Here is a 19,183-nt window from a genome sequence, read left to right on the forward strand (position 1 = left end):
AAAAGCAACTATTTTTCGGTATATTCTTATTTTTAGTAATCAATTGACCTACTTCGGATAGTAGTACATAAATCCCAATATATAAACTTTTTATGCTATACTTCAAGAGAATGATTCTATGTTTGAGTAGATTTTACATAAGTATTTTCATCATTTTACTATTTGTATAACCATGACAAAAGGACTGAAAGAAACCGAAAAAGAAAAGCTTATTGAGGACTTGTGTACTCTGCTTCCATAATAGAGTCCAATACGGGTAATAAACGAAAGGAGCTTTTTTATGACAGATGAACTGCAAAAACACCTGGACAGTTCCCTTTACGGCACACCCAGGATCAAGCCAGATGAACAAAAAAAATACATGGGAACTTTTAAAGAACGCTGCTATGTCACGATGACTATCGCTCAAATGAAAAATCAAACCGATAGAAAAAACTTTCTGACAGAGCTGAAAAAGTATTCTGACGGTACTGTCCTATTGAACGGAAAAATGGACATCTCCCTACAAACTACCTATATAAAACTAATTAAAGCACAGGGAAATCGCTTTACAATTGTGAGTGAAGCAGAAAACAGCGGAAATCAGTCATTAGGTCTGATTATTGCCGCTTCAGAAGCAGTAGATGAAGAAGAAATCGATATTGAAAAGAAATATCCGCAGTCTGACGACAAACAGGATACAAAAGAAGCCGAACAGAAAAAAAGCTTTTGGAAGAATTTGTTTAAATAGGCTGCAGCAGTCAGGAAAGATTTCCGGCAAAAGCTCTATTCTTCCCAAAAAAAGAATAGAGCTTAGCAACATATACATAAATAACGGGACTGTGACATAAGTATGTCTGAGATCTCTAAAACCGAATAAACGGTGTTCCAAAGCCCCTCCATGCTTCGAGGATCGGAACGAAGTGAGAACCGTAGACGCAGAAAAACGGATACAGCGTAATGTTTTGTCTCGAGAATCGTTAGACTCGTAGAGACAGCAGTTCTGGAAATAAGTCGAACTATACTGAAAATATGAGTAGCTATTTTCGTATAGTCCGACTTATTGACATAAATCACTACGATTGACTCGTCAGAGTAGATGATGCATGTTACCTACCTGGTTCTTGAGACAGAACACTTCTGTCACAACCTCGTTATTTATATAATAGATTCTTTTATTAACACTTACAATGCTCCTGCTGCCTCCTTATCCAGAATAACAGTTAAATTAGGATGCAGCTGCAAAATAGAAGCTGGTCGATCTTCTCCTATCGGGCCTGTTAGTACTCGACTAACCATCTCAGCTTTCTCTGCACCATTAACAATCAATACAAGATGCTTCACTCGCATGACACTGACTGGTCCCATCGTTACAAATTCCAAGCCTTTTTCCATCATCTCCGGAACAAACCAAGACTCTTCTCCTGTAACAGTTACTTTGTGCGTAAGAGTGTTAAAGGTGGTTGTTCCCGGCATATTGCCGCAGAAATGTCCATCTTTACCCAAACCAATCAGCATTGCGTCCAATCCGCCAGCTTCTTCTATTGAGCGGTCCTGTGTTTCGTAATTTTCAAGTGTCAAAGGATGGATGTTTTTTTCATCAATTCCTGCAGGTGTTAAGTACAGCCTTCTTAAATCACTCATAGTTATTCCTTCTTTTTGACCCTCTACAGGAATCTCATCAAAATTATAGTAGTGAACATTATCATAATTGGAACTTCCTTTGACCACCTTAACCATTTTTTTATAGACCTTCACTGGTGTATTTCCTCCAGTAATAGACAGATTCACTCGCCCGGTTTTTGCCATATGACCCAATAAAATATTTTTTGCTGTTTCACTCATCGAATTGAAATCGCTTTCAACGATAATCTTCATGTAAACACTCCATTTCTGTCTTATATAAGATAATTGTAGACTATGGGAATATTCCCATGTCAAGATGAAAAATTAGACAATGGAGATGACACCCCCCTCCATAGCTAGCATACAAAAAAGTCCGAAAGAAATCCCCTCGATTTCTTTCGAACTCAATTTAAATCTGCCTCTCATCGTTCTACCAGTCGATAATAAACCTTAGAAGTTCGCCAGTAGATAATGAAATAGCTCAGAGCAAAGACTGCAATACAGACTGCCGTCGTCAACAGCAGTAATGACGTATTCGTCAGACCAAACAGAACAAGCAGTTTCCTGATCATCGGAAAAGCAAAAGTCAGATGAATGACTGCAACTGTAATTGGCAGGAAGAAAACCAGCAAGATCTGATACTGAATTGTTTTATGAACTTCTTTGCGGCTAAGCCCAACCTTCTGCATAATTTCAAAACGATCGTGATCATCATTTCCTTCTGAAATTTGTTTATAGAAGATAATCAGAGTTGTCGCGATGATAAAGCTCAGCCCAAAAATCACTCCAATAAACAGAAATCCCCCTAATACAATGCGGTTCTCTTCTCTGTCCTCATCTATAGAAGAAACAGTCACATCCTCTTCTTCTCCGGCTTTTGCTCTCAACTCTGTTCTTAAAGCCTCTGTCATTTTCAGCCGCTGCTCCAAGGAACCATCCAGTTGAAAGCTAATAGTACTCTCTGAATCAGCAGTAACAGTATAAGAACTGTCCTGAAAATCTTCAATAATTTTTGCGAGGATCTCGTCATATCTTTCGTCTGAAACAAACATTAGAAAAGAGTTTGAGCTTTCGTCCTCTGTTTTAGGCGCCATACTGAAATTATCCAACACCTCATTCACAAGAAAGACCTGCGTTCCGATTTTAAACTCTTGTGACGTATAGTCTCCGTAGAGAGGATATAGCAGAATGTCTTTTCCGGTTAGTTCAATGTTCTCTCCTTCCACGCGGTTATACTCGCTTAGTTTAAGTAATTGGAATCCTCTCATATCTTTATAGTTGCTGAGTGTTTCTTTAGCCGGAACAAATGTATCTTCCTTAGCCTTGAACATAATGATTCCCTGTGATGAATGAACATATTGCAAATCCTCCACAGAAAGGTTATGAGCTTCAGCAGCAGCATACAATGATTCTTTTACTTCCTCTATAGGCAGTGCGGTCTCTATTGTATTTTGAAATGGATTTCTGTTGCGAATGATGTCCTCCCGCCCCACATAAAGAGAAACTGTTGAAGAAATGGTTACCAGCGCCATTGTACAAAGGATACAAATACTTGCCAGTCCTGCACCATTTTGCTTCATTCGAAAAATCATTCCTGAAACAGAAATAAAATTAGACGGTTTATAATAGAACGAATTGTTCCGCTTCAGCAATTTCAAAATAGTAATACTGCCGGTTACAAATAAGCTGTATGTCCCGATAATGACCAGAATTACTGCGATAAAAAATTGCGTCAACGCTTCCAAAGGGGATTGAATAGTCAACGAAATAGCATATCCGCTGCCTAAACAAATAATCCCTATCAGAGCAAACAGCCATTTAGCTTTCGGCTCCTTCTCTCCCGATTTCGCCTGCTCCAACAATTCAATCGGCTTTGTTTTCCTTACCTGCCACATATCATAAAGAAAGGTACTTAAGAAAATTCCGGTAAACAACAGCAGAACTCTTAGTACAGAGGAAAAAGATAAATCAAAGTCAAATTCGTCCCCAAATGCTGTTATCTTTTTTAATATTAAAAACGTTAATTTAGAAAAAATAATTCCTGAGACTATTCCCCCAACCATAACAAGTAAAAATACATAGAAATTTTCAAACAGCATCATCACTGTCAGATTTTTTTTATCCATTCCCAGAATGTTATAGAGTCCCAGTTCCTTCTTTCTTCGTTTAATCAGAAAACTATGCGTGTAGAAAGTAAAAATCACCGAAAAAATCATGATGATTTTGCTTCCCAGACTAAACATCATTTTTACAGACATTGCCTGCGGGAGAGTATTCATTCCTTCATTATGAAGCATCACCTGCATGATAATATTTAAAATAACTGTAAACACCGTCGCCAGAATAAAAGGAAGATAGACAGTTCGGTTCTTCTTTAAATTATTGTATGCTAAACGTAGGTACAGCATCTCCATCACCCCTTCGCCAACAGTGTCGTCATTGTTTTAGATATTTCATCCAGCAATTGTTCATTTGTCTTCTGCCCTCTGTACACCTGATGGAAAATCTGGCCGTCTTTCACAAATAGAATTCGATTTGCTCTACTGGCAGCAAGTGCACTGTGGGTTACCATTAAAATCGTCTGATTCTGCTGGTTAATCTCCTGAAAAAGCGTCAGCAGGTTTTCTGAACTTTTAGAATCCAAGGCTCCTGTAGGCTCATCTGCTAAAACAACCTGCGGCTTCGTGATCAATGCCCTTGCTACTGCCACCCGCTGCTGCTGTCCTCCTGAAATTTCATAGGGATATTTTTCCAGAAGCTCTCCAATTCCCAGAATCTCAGCTAAAGGAAATAAGCGTCTCTCCATCTCACTGACTGCTGCTTTCGACAGTACCAACGGCAAAAAGATATTATCCTTCACAGAAAAATTATCCAGCAAATTAAAGTTTTGAAAAACAAAGCCGAGGTTCTCCCTCCGAAACGCTGCCAAATTCCCTTCAGGAATTTCTGTAATATCTTTTCCCTTCAATAATACCGATCCTTGTGTCGGTATATCCAATGTTGCCAGGATGTTAAGCAGGGTACTCTTCCCTGATCCTGATTCCCCCATAATTGCTATGTATTCTCCTTCTTCTACTTGAAAAGAAATATCTTTCAGCGCAGTTACCTGATTTCCGCCAAAGCGGGTCTGATAAATTTTTTGTAAGTGTGTCACTTCAAGTATTGCCATAGTATGTCCTCCTCTGCCTCATTTGAGTAATCGGCTGTTTCTCATTTCCCATATTAAACAAAACAGCAGCCAAAGACTACTTACACTTTAGCTGCCATACTTACAATGCTGTAAGGTTCATTCAATTTGATAGAGATGCTGGCTCAAATCCAGCCAGACCTTTGTCCCTTTACCAACCTCCGACGTAATATGGATAGTATGACCCAGACTTCTCATTACTTCGTCACTCATATACAATCCAAGTCCCGATGCTTTTTGATGATTATGTCCGTTATACCCTGTATACCCTTTTTCAAATATTCGCTGTCTATCCTCAGGCAAAATTCCGATACCGCTATCTGCAATAATAAGCTCCTTTGAATTCTCGGGATTGGCATAAATACGAATACCGCCGCGTTTGGTATACTTAATTGCATTTATCAAAATCTGCTCCACTACAAACTGCAGCCACTTTTTATCACTGATAACCGACTGCTTGGTCTCCTGAAAAGAAAACGATAGATTCTGATAAATAAAAAACGTTGCATACTTTTTTACCGTCTCTTTAATGAGACGATCAATGTCTATCGTCTCAAAAACAAAATCAGTCTCTGTATGATTTAGACGCAAATACTGAAGCATCATGTCCAAATACTGATCAATTTTAAACAATTCCTGTTTTAACACTGTATGATCCAGCTGATTTTCCTGCATTTTTAAATTCAAAACAGCCAATGGTGTTTTAATCTGGTGACTCCACAAGCTGTAATAGTCCATCAGCTTGTGGTTAACTCGCTTAGATTCCCCAATCTCCTGCCGGTATTCTTTATCTAGACTGTGCAGCATTTCTTCATAATCCTCTTCAAGCAATGTACTGCCGCGTTTCCTATCCAGCACATGAAGCTTTACAGCTTTCTTTCTGCCGTCCAGCTGCTGATGTTTTGAATAATATCGATAGAATTGTACTGCGGCAATGACTGCCAGCAGAAAAAAGGAAAACAGCAGCGCATCACTATACGCTTCAAAAGAAATATCATGAAGGAAAAACGTTACGCCAAAAATTAAAATAAATCCCATGTATGTCAAAAGTGCAATCTTCTGATCCAACAGATAACGAATAAACACTCTCATGTCATTCTTCCTTTCCGAGATAGTACCCTTTCCCCTTTTGCGTTTGAATAAATACATCTAGTCCTATATCACTGACTTTCTTTCTAAGTCGCGCTATGTTCACCGAAAGCGTGTTGCTGTCGACAAACGCTTCATTTTCCCAAAGCTTCTCCATAATCAGCTCTTTCGGCACTACTTTTTCCGGCTGTCGAAACAGCATATCTAAAATTTTTGTCTCATTCATTGTCACGGGAACACATTGTTCTCTACAGCAAACTTCAAAATCCTCAAGATTCAGGATATAGTCGCCATAGTTCAATGTCCGAACTTCTACCATCACAACATTTCTTCGCATAATTGCCTGAATTTTTGCGACAAGCACTTCCAGGTCAAAGGGTTTTGCAATAAAGTCATCCCCACCCATATTCATTGCCATAACAATATTCATATTATCACTGGCAGAAGACAGGAAAACGATTGGAACAGCTGACTGTTTGCGAATTTCTGTGCACCAATGATAACCATTATAAAAAGGCAATGAAATATCCAAAATTACCAAATCCGGCTGGAAAGCCTCAAACTCAGCCAGTACATATTGAAAATTTTCAACTGCGAGTACCTCAAAGTTCCATTTTTTCAGATAAGCAGACAATGTTTCAACAATCTGTCTTTCATCTTCAACAATAAATATCTTTTTCATAAGCTTTTCCCTCCACTCAACGCATCCGATAGTCTCAGCTTCACGTTTCTTCCAAAGCTGTTTCTTCAGCCTGTTCTTATCACAAGCTTACTTCTAAATCTGCAGCTCTGCCAACAAAATTTTCTTCAGCTCATCAGCTAAATCTTTTTTAGTGTACCATAAATTATAGAGAATATAATGGGACCGAGGGAGGAAATCAGTTGGTACGAAAACGCCGCTTTTAGCTTTTTTCCCACTTTTCAAGTGTATGTCTCTCACAAATAATTTTCTTCCTGCAGCCTAATTTCCTTGTATTCATCGTTCCCCATCTGTTTTAATACTTTCTTTTTTTACCTTCAAAGAGATGGATGATTTAGACTCTAATCAACATTAAAAATAAAAAAACAGCTTAGTTCCTCTTACAAAATCCCAGAGAAACCAGCTGTTTCAATAATGCTGTCTTATTTATTCTGTATATTCAAGTATCACCCGTTCATTCAGCGGCTGTGTTTTTCTATTGTTGTGAGAATACAATTTTTTAAACGATTCAATCTGCTCTGCTGATACTTCTACAGGATTCTTCATTACATACCATTCTACATTTTCATTTAATGGCGGAGTAGTTAAAGAACCAAGGTAATGGTAGTAGCTTTTATTTGCCGGAATCATATCCTCCAAATCAGTGATAGGATCTGTTTTTTCATTATTAACATCGTCAAGAGCTTCCTGAAATCCTTTGTTTTCAGCTCCTTCTTTAAAGAACACGCCAATTACAGCAATACGCCCATCTTGGGCAATGTTAACAAAGTGTGCTTCTAAAGGATAATGCTCTCCGTCAACTGTATGTTCACTTTCTGCATGAAAATGAAATTGTGTCAGAGCAAAATTACGACCATTTATCACTGCTTCACCACCAGCAGTAAATTGAATACTGTGACCGTTATTCTCTGCTTTGGTGATATCTATTCCATAATCCAGCTCAATTGTTCCTTTATCCGGCATCATTGCTTCTGCCTTGCTGCTTGGAATATCGATTGGGGACTGCATATCTCCTGCTGTAAACTCCCAATTTTCCTGATCATCATAGTCAAGGTGCTCTTCGGCTTCCTTTTTCTCACTGCTTTCTGTAACAGCTGCAGTGCCTGATTCTGATTGTGAAGCGGTTGTTTTTTCTGTTCCACAGCCTGTGATAGAAACACTCACTCCAATTAATACGGTCATTGCTAAAATCTTTTTCTTCATCATTTCATCTTCTTTCTGTAAATTATCCATTGCTTACTATACTCTCTTTTTAAAAAAAATAAAGCACTTTTTAGATTTTATCAACTATTTCTTTTAGGAAAAATTGACAAAAGAAGCAAAAGAAAACTCCTTCGTTACATTGCAGTACATCAAAAAAAGGCTCTATACTATCTAGTATTGGTGAGGTCCCATTCACTGTACTTTTTCTTTTTGAAAAAAACAGAAAAGACATCTTGAAATCCGTTAGAATTAAAGTCAACCAAAACCAACCTAAAGAAGTGTTTCAAGATGTCTCTATCCGAGCCTATCAAAGATTTCCTTAATATTGCAGACCCTAACCTTTTTTCGAAGAGAATTATTTTTGAAAAGTTTCCATCAAAGGACAGCTCTGCTTTCAGTTCAATACTTTTGTAACTTACCGACATCAGTGCTGCTCTCACTGTCAAGCGAAGAACAAGCAGACCATTATCAAATGGGGCTGAAAAAAAGTCACTCTCTTACTCAATGATGCCAGTAACTGCAAAACCCTGCTCTCTCTTAAAAAGCAGCGCTTTTTCTGTAAGGATTGCTTTCATTACGCACTTACTTTTCCCGTTATTCTAGGAAAGAGCATGCACACGTTTGTTTAGTCATTACTGATTTTTACAGTCCCTATCGTACGTTAGTAAAGGAGCTGTTTCCTAATGCTTCCATTGTCGCTGGTCGCTTTCATATCAGCCAACACATGGGGCTACAACACAGAATTCAAATAATGAAGCGATTCAAAAAAATCGACCTACAAGCTCTTCTGTCCTCTTTAGTATGACAGGAAATAGCGTGTAGGTCGATCGTTTTTTTCTTTTCATTCTGTTTGGTGAGGGCGTTAGCCCTCATGAGTGTTTGTACCGACCTCCTTCTATTTTACTGAAGACCTATTTAAACAGATTTCTGTTTTTTTGAGGTTGACTTATTCACTCAAACAACTCTGGATACAATAATTTCAACACATCCATTGTCAAATGACGACCCACTCCAGAATAAGGGTATATATGCATATGCATTGCCGGATTGAAATTAGCTTCGATAATTCCATAAGTATTGCTTTTTTTATCAGCCGGAATGGATTTATCGGGAATGATTAAATCAATTCCGCATATTTTAGCCCCTAATGCTGCCACAGCTTCTACAGCAAGCTTCTTATAACTTTCATCAAACTGATCCGTCACATCAATGGAATCGCCGCCAGTACTGATATTAGAATTTTCTCTCAGATAAACCACTCTTCCCTTTTCAGGTACAGCATTCACCACCAGATTCTGTTCCTTCAGCATCAGCCGCTCCAATTCACCTAGCTGGATCAGCTCTAAAGGCGCCCGATGGTTGCTGCCTCTTAAAGGATGAAGGTTCTTTTCTGCAACCAGCTCTTCTATTGACCGGACACCGTCTCCCACAACATTAGCAGGAATGCGCAGCAAAATAGCTTTTACTTCATTATCCAACACAAAAAATCGATATTCTGTTCCCGGCATAAATTCTTCAACGAGAACAGAGTCGTCTTCCTTAAACGCAATGTTCAAGGCTTCCACATAGTCTTTCCCTGAAGCACCGTCTTTAAAGATAGATATCCCAAGCCCATAATTTGTCGATTTTGGTTTTACAACAAATGCCTGCTTCTCATATCTTAAATATGCCCGTTCTGCTTCTTCAATTGAAGAAAACTCCTCCCCGCCTGGCACACGAAAGCCAGCCTGTTCCAACACCTTTTTTGTGACTGTTTTATTTTCCATAATCAAGGGAACAATATAACTGTCTTTACTGGTCATATTCGCATTCTTCACATACTCAATATGCTTTCCATGCTTCAATTTCAGGAACTGTTCCTGCTCATCAAGAATATCTATTTCCAGCCCCTTCTGAATTGCATCAAAAAGAAACAGCTGTGTGGATAACTCCATATTTCTGAACCCGGCAAGCTGATAGGGACGCTCAAAAGCTAGTAAATGGTATTCTTTTCCATAAACAATTCCCAGTTCATGGTTAGAATTTGCTTCAATGATTGTCCACATTTTACCTGAAATAGTCATTTCAGGCATTCTTAGCTGTTCATGATAGGTTGTCAGCATTTCTTTTTTACCGTAAATTCCTAATTCAGTAACCATTTCAATCATTTCAGAGAAAAGCCTGTCACCCTCAGCCAATATATTCACTGTTGAAAAAGGATGCCCCAGCGCTACCTGTTCATTCAACAACTCACCGGTTGCTACCCATTCATCTGCACTTTCTTTTTCATCTGTCCATAGTAAAAACAGCATAAATAAATGCATAAATTCAAGCATTTCTTCGTCGATACCAAAGGGTGCGAACGGATTTAAATCAATATTCCTCAATTCAATATAACGAATGCCGGTCTGCGGCAAATCTGCCATGGATTTTCCGCCTCTCAACCGGACTGGAGCGTAAAACTCCTTCTCTTCGGACAGAATCCCATTTTCCACCATCGTTTGAATATCATCAATATACCCTTCCAGCGTTTCATAGGACACACGGACATTCTCCCTATTCCGATAGCCAAAAGAACTGTTACGCAGACTTCTTACCGGCTCTGCGGGATGCTCTTCTTTAGCCGTAAAGTACCCCGGCTCACTAACAACCGAGGCACCAAATAAATACGTAATCAGCCAGCGGTAACGAAGATAATTACGTGACGCCTTCATATAAAGAATGTTTTTAAACTCTTCAATTGACTTAGCCTCTTCCTGTACATGATACATTTGAAAAATTAAGCTTTCTGCATATTCAAAATTAAAGTGAATCCCGCTGACCATTTGTTTTCTTTTTCCATACTCTCTAGCCAAATAGCGTCTGTAAAGAATCCCTTCATACTGATCCAGCTTTGCAATTTTGATGTCCCGCTCATTTTCCGGAAGTTTCGGCGGCATACTCATTGGCCACAGCATTTCCTCTCTATTCATCGAACGAATGGTCACATCATGAATCGCTGCAAGATAACGCATAACCTCAGTAATCGAATCTGCAACAGGGGTAATCAGTTCCACCTGTGTTTCACTGAAATCCGTTTGAATATACGGATGATAGGAACGATTGCCTAGTACTGAAGGATGATCTGTTTGAGCCAGCTGACCGTCCAATGTCACTCTCTGACTCTCTTTTTCAATGCCAAAACGTGCTGTCAGCGCATAAGGACGAACGCTGTCTTTATTTAGTATCTCTTTAAAATTCATCTTTTCGCCTTTCTGTCTATATAACTTTTTACATTACTTACTATTATATAGAAAATTGATCTAAAAGAGAATCTTTCTGACCCCTTAAATAGAATTAAATAATTAATTCTTTGTACTCATTCAGCACAAAAACTCCGAAAAAAGTTTCGGAGTTCGCCTCTCTTTGTTGGCTAGGGTCTGTCTGAAAATTATTGAGAAAATACGTTTGTATCGAGAATTAAGCAGTGTGAGACTCGTAAATACAAGATTTTTCTGTAGTAGAAAGTCAGTTAGCAGAATTGCCAGTCTCACTAAGATAAATAATCTAGTAAGATGGTATACGCAGCTCTGATGGGGATTAATTGGTCAAAATTTATTCCATATGTAAAGAGATAGCTGTATGCGAACGACAAGCTTTGAATGTGTCAACATTCAACCTTTAAACGGCATCTGACCCTTGATCCAGCAGAATGCTAAATGCATGACAATCACTGTTAATTTATAGTGGCGCATATCTAAGGCTCGTTTGCATAACTTACTCCTGCACTTTTGACAAATGCTCGTCGCATATTCAGCATTCTCATATGTAACACTATTGGATATGCTTCACATTTCTTGGATTAGAAGAATCACTTAGTTTTAATTCGATCCATACACCAGCCCATATCTAGTTTTCTGAACAGAGTCGCCACTAAAATTTTCAGACAGATTCTAACCTTTTCTGCGTCGGGCAAATTCTATAAAACGGAATTTATCCAGTCGGTGAATAGATTCAGTATACTCAAAACAATTAGTATTTTCCAGATACACTAGGCTGCGGACAACAACCACATGACTGTCGCCATGGAGTGTCATCAGCTCCTGCATTTCCTGTGTCACCGGTTCAGCAGTGATCTCTTTTTGCGCATAGGAAATATCCAGTGACAGATCATTCTCAAAATAGTCATAGATTGAATCTTCCGCTCTGTCTTCAGGCAAATCCGGAATCACAGATTTTAACAAATAATCCTTATCCAAAATAACTACTTCACCATCAATTTTTCGCTGTCGAATCAATTTCCAAACGGGATCTCCCACCGGCCAGCCGGTTTTTTCATTTAACTTCTCCGTCACAGGAACCTCTTCCAACACACGAACAATCGTTTCACTGGGGATTCGCTGTGCTTCTTTCAGCTCTTTATAACTAGTCAGACCGGCAATCGGAAAATCAAAACGATTCAAGTCCAAAACAATAGAGCCTTTCCCCTGTTTTTTTTGAATATATCCGGCATTCAATAACAAATTCAACGCTTTACGAATCGTCTCTCTCGAAACACCGTAAATTTGTATTAACTGATTCTCACTTGGTAAAAGGGAATGTGCAGGATACTCATCTGCCAAAATTTTCTTTTCCAGATCAAGGAAAATCTCATTAAACTTATTCATACTATCTCCTACCTCCGTCGATAGTTATTATAATGTCTCTGAAATTAAACTGCAACCCTTGTATATCCTTTTATTACAGCTATGAGAGCCGTTTCAAAAAATATTTCCCAAATAATTTAAAAAGAAAAACCTTTCACAATGATAGAATTTTCCAAATCTTGTCATTGTAAAAGGTCTGAAATCATTAGCTCCAGCTTATTTCTTCAGCAACTCATCGATAGCCAATTCATCCAGCCGATAAACCAGCTGATCAGCGCCTAAAAGTTTTTCATTTTCGACAATACCCACCGCATACATCCCTGCGGCATTGATTCCGTCAATGCCTGCCTGAGCATCCTCAAAACCAACAGCTTCCTGAGGCTGTATAGCTAATGCTGCTGCTGCTTTTAGAAATATCTCCGGATCAGGCTTCCCACGATTTAGAGTATCTGGATCTACAATATAGCTGAAATATCCGGTTACTCCCAGCTTTTCTAAAATTACCGGGGCATTTTTCGAAGCTGAAGCAATCGCACAAGGGATTTTTCTTTCCTTTGCCTGACTGATAAACTCCTTCACTCCCGGCAATAAATCTGCCGGAGATAACGTTTGTAACAACTCTACATAGTGGTTGTTTTTCTTTTCCGCCAGCTGCTCTTTCTCTTCTTTGGAATAGACAGTTTCTTTTCCGCCATAAGCTAGAATCCGATCCAGTGAGTCCATCCTGCTGATTCCCTTCAGCTGTTCATTGAATACTGGGTCAATGGTAATGCCCAAGGTTGCCCCCAAATCCTTCCAGGCTATATAGTGGTATTTTGCTGTATCGGTGATGACCCCGTCAAGATCAAAAATGAATCCTCTTCTCATTTGGCACTGACTCCTTCATAAAAAAGTTGCTGCGATTGCCCACTTTCCAGAGAAACAGTTTCTCCTTCAATAGTGACTCTTACCGACTGATCCGCTTCAATTTGAATCTTCTCTTTATCTATGACCAGTTGATAATGGACCCCTCGAATATTTAAACGGAACTTCAATTTCTCCCATGTTTCCGGCAGCTGCGGTTGGATTGCAACTTCCTTTTGACGAATATCAATCCCGGCAAAAGTTGTTAGTGTAATAAACAATGTGGCAGCCATCACTCCGGCATGAATGCCTTCCGCTGTCGTTCCACCCTGTATATCCTGATAATCTGAATACAGCGCCTCCTGATACAAGTTCCAGGCAAGCTCTTTATCCTCAACAATGGAGGCCAGTTGAGAATGCACTATTCTGGATAACGTTGAGCCATGAGAAGTTCTGGCCAGATAATAATTCAAGTTCTTCTCAAGATAATCCTCCGGCAGCTGATAGCCCATATCCGCTAAAATCTGATCCACCTTATCTTTGCGGAAATTATAGAAAATCATCAACGAATCAGCTTGTTTAGCTACCTTATATTCATCAGCCGAACATCCTTCCGCACTTAAAATACGATCCATTCGATAGATATTTCCATACTTTTCTTTATAGTAAGTCCAGTCTATTTCTTTCAAATCAAAATAACCGGCAAATTGAGCAATAACCCCTTCCGAATTAATTTCCAGATTCAAGTCATGTCGGATACGATTCATTTGAGCCAGATCCTCTCTGGTCATTTCCGCTTTTTTCTGCGCTGTTGCTAAATCATCAGCAGAATAATTCAGATACAATGCTTCGATTTCTTCAAACAGCCAAACGACCATCATATTAGTATAGGCATTATCCGTCAATCCACCCTTAGTGCTTCCCGGATACGCCTCATGGAATTCATCCGGACCCATCACTCCAGAAATTGAATAGCGCTCAGTTTTGTCGTTATACGCTGCAATACTCAACCAGAATTTTGCAATTTCCATCAACAATTCAATACCATGATGAATCATGAATTCTTTATCTTCAGTATTGTTATTATACAGCCAGACATTATAGGCAATTGCCAAAGATACATGACGCTGCAGACGGCTGTGATCTTCTCCCCATTCACCGCTGATCGGGTTTAGATGCAGCTCCTGTGACTGCTCTGTTCCATCCAGACCGGACTGCCACGGGAACATTGCTCCCCGATAACCGGCTTTGGCAGCACTGCTTTTGGCGGCAGGCAAACGATTGTAGCGATACATCAACAACTGCTGTGCTGTTTCCGGAAAATGAATAATATAGAACGGAAGAATAAACAGTTCATCCCAGAAAATATGTCCTCGATAGGCTTCTCCATGCAGTCCGCGAGCAGTAATTGAAGCATCCAAAGTTGGATTAGCTGTTGGAGAACCTGAAACTAATATATGGTAGGTGTGAAGATGCAGCATTTTTTCAGACATCATATCCCCTTCAACCATAATGGCTGTTTCCTGCCAATAGTCTTTCCACACTTTAGAAGACGCTTTATACATACTTTCAAAATCAGGAATTTCGAAAGCCTCAAACTCATGGCTTTTTTGTTCTTCCCCTTTTTTATAAAGATGGACAGCTACACTTTTTTCAAGTGTGTACTTTTGACCCTCCACCATTTCGACGGACATTGATTGAATTACCTTTTCGTCCGTTGTTTCAGAGATCAGTTCAGACAGGTCCATTGTTGAGCTGAAAAGCTGTGCTTCCTGAACAATTGTAAACGCGGACTCCAGTGTTTTTACCTGTAAACGGCTCCTCATTGCCTCTGCTGCAGTCTCAGTAACTTTTAAATGCTGCTTTGTCAGGCTGCGGTAACGAGCCACGTTATAGTTAAAAACTGTTCCATCTGCTTCAGTAGTAATTGTTACTTTTCCATTGAAATTAAGGGGCATGACTTCATAAGACAAGCTGTATTCATGCATATTGGCCATACTGACTACACGCTTCACCGTGACTTTTAGCTGACTTCCGGCAGAGGTTTCCAGAATACTTACTGCTTCAAACAAACCGGTTCGCAAATCCAAACTTCGTTTAAAAAATTTCACTGTTTCCTGCGTGAAGTTCACTATTTCTCCATCAATTTCCAGCGAAATATACTGCAGATTTGGCGCATTGACAAAATCCTCATTTTTAATTATCTGACCCTCTATCTGTGACTCGGCTGTATTATACAGCCCTGCAAGATATGTCGCCGGATAGGTATCTTTTGTAATTCGCATTTCCGGTACTGTGCCCCTTAACCCAATAAATCCGTTTCCAGTGGTTAACAAGGATTCGGCAGCATACTCATCTTTTCCCGTACGAAAATCATGATAGACTAAATTCCAGCTGCAATATTCTGCTTCCTCTTTCAGTGAAGCCTCTACAGAATCCTTAACTGCTGACGCAAAAATAATCGGTTTATTCAATGTTTCTTCTAATATCAGGCGAAATTTATCTACTTCTTGAAATTCCATGAAAGACTCAGTTTCAGACCAATTAATTATACCCCCATCAAAAATACCGCCTTTCAATTCTTCACGAATGTTTGCTGCGTTTTCTACCGTCAGTTGACCTGAGAATGTCAATTGCCTTCCTTCGACTAACACCATCAGCTGTTCATTTTCTTTGTGTATTTCTATATAATTCATAAGATACCCCTCCGAAACTTGTCTATACATGTTCATCAACAATTATACAATTCCATTCTTTCTTTTTCAAGCGTTATTATCTTATTTATTTTTGTACTTGAGGCTCTTCAGTCCATTTATACAACTACAATTTCCCTTGATATATCAGTATTATCAATATTATTTATTTCATCTGTCACAAATCTTACAGAAAAGGGATATTTCCTCCAAAAAAAAAATCTATATTCCTTTTAAAGTAAAACGCTTGCATTTTCCTGCATAAGCAGTTATGATTAAAACGAAATAAATCAACTTGTGTATACAAGTTAACGGAAGGAGTTTTTCTGATGGGTAAATACTCAGCAGATGCTGAACAGCTATTAAAGGATATTGGCGGGAAAGAAAATATTGCAGCTGTCAGTCATTGTGCCACTCGTATGCGTTTCGTTTTAAACGATCCTTCGCTGGCAGATGAAAAAGCAATTGAAAATATTCCAAGTGTCAAAGGAATGTTTACCAATGCCGGACAATTTCAAGTCATTATTGGAAACGATGTGCCATTATTTTTTAACGATTTTTCTGCAGTTTCAGGTATTGACGGTGTTTCCAAGGAACAGGGAAAAGCAGCGGCAAAACAAAATCTAAATCCGATTCAACGTGCAATAGGTGTATTAGCTGAGATTTTCACTCCAATTATTCCAGCAATTATTGTTGGGGGATTAATTCTTGGATTCAGAAATGTTTTGGAAGGCATTCAATTCAGCGGTTTGGGCGGACAAACCATTGCTGAAGCTTCCACATTCTGGAATGGTGTCAACTCATTTTTATGGCTTCCCGGTGAAGCAATCTTCCATTTTCTTCCTGTAGGAATTACCTGGAGTATTGCGAAAAAAATGGGAACTACACAGATACTGGGAATTGTTTTGGGGATTACACTGGTTTCACCACAGCTTTTGAATGCGTATGGCGTAGCGGGTGCTGCTGCTGCCGATATTCCATTTTGGGACTTTGGTTTTGCACAAGTACAGATGATTGGTTATCAGGCACAGGTTATTCCGGCAATGCTGGCAGGATTTATGCTTGCTTATCTGGAAATTTTCTTCCGGAAAGTTATCCCGCAAGCTATTTCAATGATTTTCGTACCGCTCTTTGCCTTAGTCCCAACTATTCTGGCAGCCCATGTTATCTTGGGACCCATCGGCTGGGCTATCGGTAACGTTATTTCAAATGTCGTGAACACCGGGCTGACGTCTGCCCTTAACTGGCTGTTCGGAGCAGTCTTCGGCTTCTTATATGCGCCTTTGGTTATTACAGGACTTCACCATATGAGTAATGCCATCGATACACAGCTGATTGCCGACTTCCAGTCAACGAACCTTTGGCCAATGATCGCATTGTCAAATATCGCTCAAGGATCAGCGGTTTTGGGAATTATCTTCCTGCACCGCGGCAATAAAAAAGAAGAGCAAATTTCTATCCCATCTATGATTTCCTGTTACCTTGGTGTCACAGAGCCGGCGATGTTCGGGATTAACTTAAAATACGTATATCCATTTGTTGCAGCAATGATTGGCTCAGGATTGGCGGGGATGTTCGCTACCCTTATGGGCGTTCGGGCAAATGCGATTGGCGTCGGAGGGCTTCCGGGTATACTTGCTATCCGTGTTCAAGATTGGCTGCCATTCATTATTTCTATGGCAATTGCCATTGTCCTTCCGTTCTTTCTGACTATTCTCTTCCGTCGCCAGGGAATTTTTAATAAAGTGGAGCCGGCAGATGAAGAAACAGGTGAACTATACGTAGATGAACTGGCTATGGCCGGTAATGTACCGCAGAGCTTCGCTGCTGATTTAGCAGCTGCAGAAACTACTGCAACTGCTGTACTGAAAGAAGAAACACTGTTCTCTCCTGCTGAAGGAGAAGTTATTGCTATTACTGAAGTAAATGATCCTGTATTTTCACAAAAAATGATGGGTGACGGCTTTGCAGTAAAACCTGTAAACGGGAAAATATTTGCACCGGTTGCAGGAACAATTACAACTATTTTTGAAACTAAACATGCCATCGGAATATTAACAGATACCGGTCTGGAAGTACTCGTTCACATCGGATTGGATACAGTTGAATTAAACGGCGAACCTTTTACTGTACACGTTAGAGAAGGACAAAGAGTCACTTCTGACACATTGCTGGCTGACGTCGATTGGGACCAGATTAAAGCAGCTGGAAAAGGAACAGATATCGTTGTTGTCATGACAAATAGAGAAGCTGTCTCCGGCATCACTTTGGCTAAAAAGGGCGCTGTTTCAGAAAATACAGAAATTGGCATCGTTACAGTTAAATAATTGCTGTTAAAGGGAAAATTAAAAGAGGTGGTTCTTTGCTCGGTCAGCAGAGAACCATCTCTTTTTTCTACTTTTGAAAAGGACTTCTTACACTTGTTAAGCTTTTCAACTGTTGAATAATCACCTGTTACTGCATGTAACAATACAAAAGAAAAATCTTCTTCACAGAGAATAACAAATTTACCGTCACTGTCCATTGTAGTAATTAAGCAGGAAAATAGGGAGAATCTCTCTGTTCGGTCGAATAGATACCATGGTAATCAGGGGGCTTTGAGGTGCAAATAGAAATACCGATGCTTATAGAACTGTCTAAAGAAACAGCTTTTCCAATAATTTCTTATTGATCTAAATCACAAAAAATAACTGTAAAGAAAATGAAGCTCACAGTTTAATTACTGGATAAGATAGAGGTGTATTGAAATTTTTCTCATTGGAACCATCTACGAGAATACCTGTAAAGGTAATTTTATCCCCGTACTCTCCAAGTTCAGCTGCAGACAGCTCATCTAGAAGCATTAAAAAAGAATCGATAGGGTATAATCAGCATTCACATTACAGTCTGTTTAGATTAAAAGAAAAGATGACCCGTACAAAGACTCTATAGTAAAACAATTCACATTACAGTCTGTTTAGATTAAAAGCCTTTTTATAAGACCCTTTGATATTCACATTACAGTCTGTTTAGATTAAAAGCCAGTCTGCAAGTTGTCTACCACTGATCTGTTGTGGATTCACATTACAGTCTGTTTAGATTAAAAGTTGATCAAAGCAATTTAACTCAAATATTACTAACAGATTCACATTACAGTCTGTTTAGATTAAAAGAAAGCTTGGCTGATTTATTCGATCAAGAGATCGAACATTCACATTACAGTCTGTTTAGATTAAAAGAAATCTAGTATCAACCGTAGAATCTAATCTTCAAGGATTCA

Annotated in this window: 12 protein-coding genes, 1 pseudogene and 1 CRISPR repeat array (1 of these 14 only partly in view); of the genes and pseudogenes, 3 read left to right on the plus strand and 10 right to left on the minus strand. The window is 39.2% G+C overall.

Features of this window, described 5'->3' with window-relative positions:
• Window positions 1–280: 280 nt before the first annotated feature.
• The gene (locus tag LI951_RS03560; RefSeq protein WP_202065337.1) at window positions 281–730 is read left to right on the plus strand and encodes a YueI family protein; all 450 of its coding nucleotides are present in this window, start codon (window positions 281–283) and stop codon (window positions 728–730) included.
• Between the two features lie 434 nt (window positions 731–1,164).
• On the opposite strand, the gene LI951_RS03565 is transcribed toward LI951_RS03560, so the two are convergent.
• From LI951_RS03565 to LI951_RS03590, 6 genes are all read right to left on the minus strand, one after another.
• Window positions 1,165–1,857, minus strand: a complete 693-nt coding sequence (locus LI951_RS03565; protein ID WP_202065339.1) for a glucosamine-6-phosphate deaminase — start codon at window positions 1,855–1,857, stop codon at window positions 1,165–1,167.
• Window positions 1,858–2,027: 170 nt separating this feature from the next.
• Window positions 2,028–4,013 carry an ABC transporter permease gene (locus LI951_RS03570; RefSeq protein ID WP_229441300.1) on the minus strand — a complete coding sequence of 662 codons (1,986 nt, stop codon included), beginning with the start codon at window positions 4,011–4,013 and terminating at the stop codon, window positions 2,028–2,030.
• 5 nt (window positions 4,014–4,018) lie between these two features.
• Window positions 4,019–4,774, minus strand: a complete 756-nt coding sequence (locus tag LI951_RS03575) for an ABC transporter ATP-binding protein (protein WP_202065342.1) — start codon at window positions 4,772–4,774, stop codon at window positions 4,019–4,021.
• Between the two features lie 117 nt (window positions 4,775–4,891).
• The gene (locus LI951_RS03580) at window positions 4,892–5,884 is read right to left on the minus strand and encodes a sensor histidine kinase (RefSeq protein WP_202065343.1); all 993 of its coding nucleotides are present in this window, start codon (window positions 5,882–5,884) and stop codon (window positions 4,892–4,894) included.
• A 1-nt stretch (window position 5,885) separates the two neighbouring features.
• Entirely contained in the window at window positions 5,886–6,563 is a 678-nt protein-coding gene (locus LI951_RS03585) for a response regulator transcription factor (protein WP_202065344.1), read from the minus strand.
• Window positions 6,564–7,007: 444 nt separating this feature from the next.
• Window positions 7,008–7,814 carry a carbonic anhydrase gene (locus LI951_RS03590; RefSeq protein WP_229441301.1) on the minus strand — a complete coding sequence of 269 codons (807 nt, stop codon included), beginning with the start codon at window positions 7,812–7,814 and terminating at the stop codon, window positions 7,008–7,010.
• Between the two features lie 353 nt (window positions 7,815–8,167).
• Between LI951_RS03590 and LI951_RS15355 the strand changes: the two are divergent.
• Window positions 8,168–8,559 (plus strand): annotated as a pseudogene (locus tag LI951_RS15355) (transposase); the annotation flags it as partial.
• A 175-nt stretch (window positions 8,560–8,734) separates the two neighbouring features.
• On the opposite strand, the gene gshAB reads toward LI951_RS15355, so the two are convergent.
• From gshAB to LI951_RS03610, 4 genes are all read right to left on the minus strand, one after another.
• Entirely contained in the window at window positions 8,735–11,005 is a 2,271-nt protein-coding gene (gene gshAB / locus LI951_RS03595) for a bifunctional glutamate--cysteine ligase GshA/glutathione synthetase GshB (protein ID WP_202065362.1), read from the minus strand.
• 690 nt (window positions 11,006–11,695) lie between these two features.
• Window positions 11,696–12,409: a trehalose operon repressor gene (gene treR, locus LI951_RS03600; RefSeq protein WP_202065364.1), complete on the minus strand. Its 714-nt coding sequence runs from the start codon at window positions 12,407–12,409 to the stop codon at window positions 11,696–11,698.
• A 195-nt stretch (window positions 12,410–12,604) separates the two neighbouring features.
• On the minus strand, window positions 12,605–13,255 hold the full coding sequence (gene pgmB, locus LI951_RS03605; protein WP_229441302.1) for a beta-phosphoglucomutase: 651 nt from the start codon (window positions 13,253–13,255) through the stop codon (window positions 12,605–12,607).
• Window positions 13,252–15,927 carry a glycoside hydrolase family 65 protein gene (locus LI951_RS03610; RefSeq protein ID WP_229441303.1) on the minus strand — a complete coding sequence of 892 codons (2,676 nt, stop codon included), beginning with the start codon at window positions 15,925–15,927 and terminating at the stop codon, window positions 13,252–13,254. Before LI951_RS03610 ends, pgmB begins: the two co-directional genes overlap by 4 nt.
• A gap of 326 nt (window positions 15,928–16,253) precedes the next feature.
• Between LI951_RS03610 and treP the strand changes: the two genes are divergently transcribed.
• Complete coding sequence (gene treP, locus LI951_RS03615) at window positions 16,254–18,251, plus strand: PTS system trehalose-specific EIIBC component (RefSeq protein ID WP_202065377.1); 1,998 nt, start codon at window positions 16,254–16,256, stop codon at window positions 18,249–18,251.
• A 545-nt stretch (window positions 18,252–18,796) separates the two neighbouring features.
• Window positions 18,797–19,183: a CRISPR direct-repeat array (repeat unit 30 nt; unit sequence ATTCACATTACAGTCTGTTTAGATTAAAAG); it runs 944 nt beyond the window's last position.

This window comes from Enterococcus sp. BWT-B8 (assembly GCF_020567625.1).
Taxonomy (GTDB): Bacteria; Bacillota; Bacilli; order Lactobacillales; family Enterococcaceae; genus Enterococcus_L.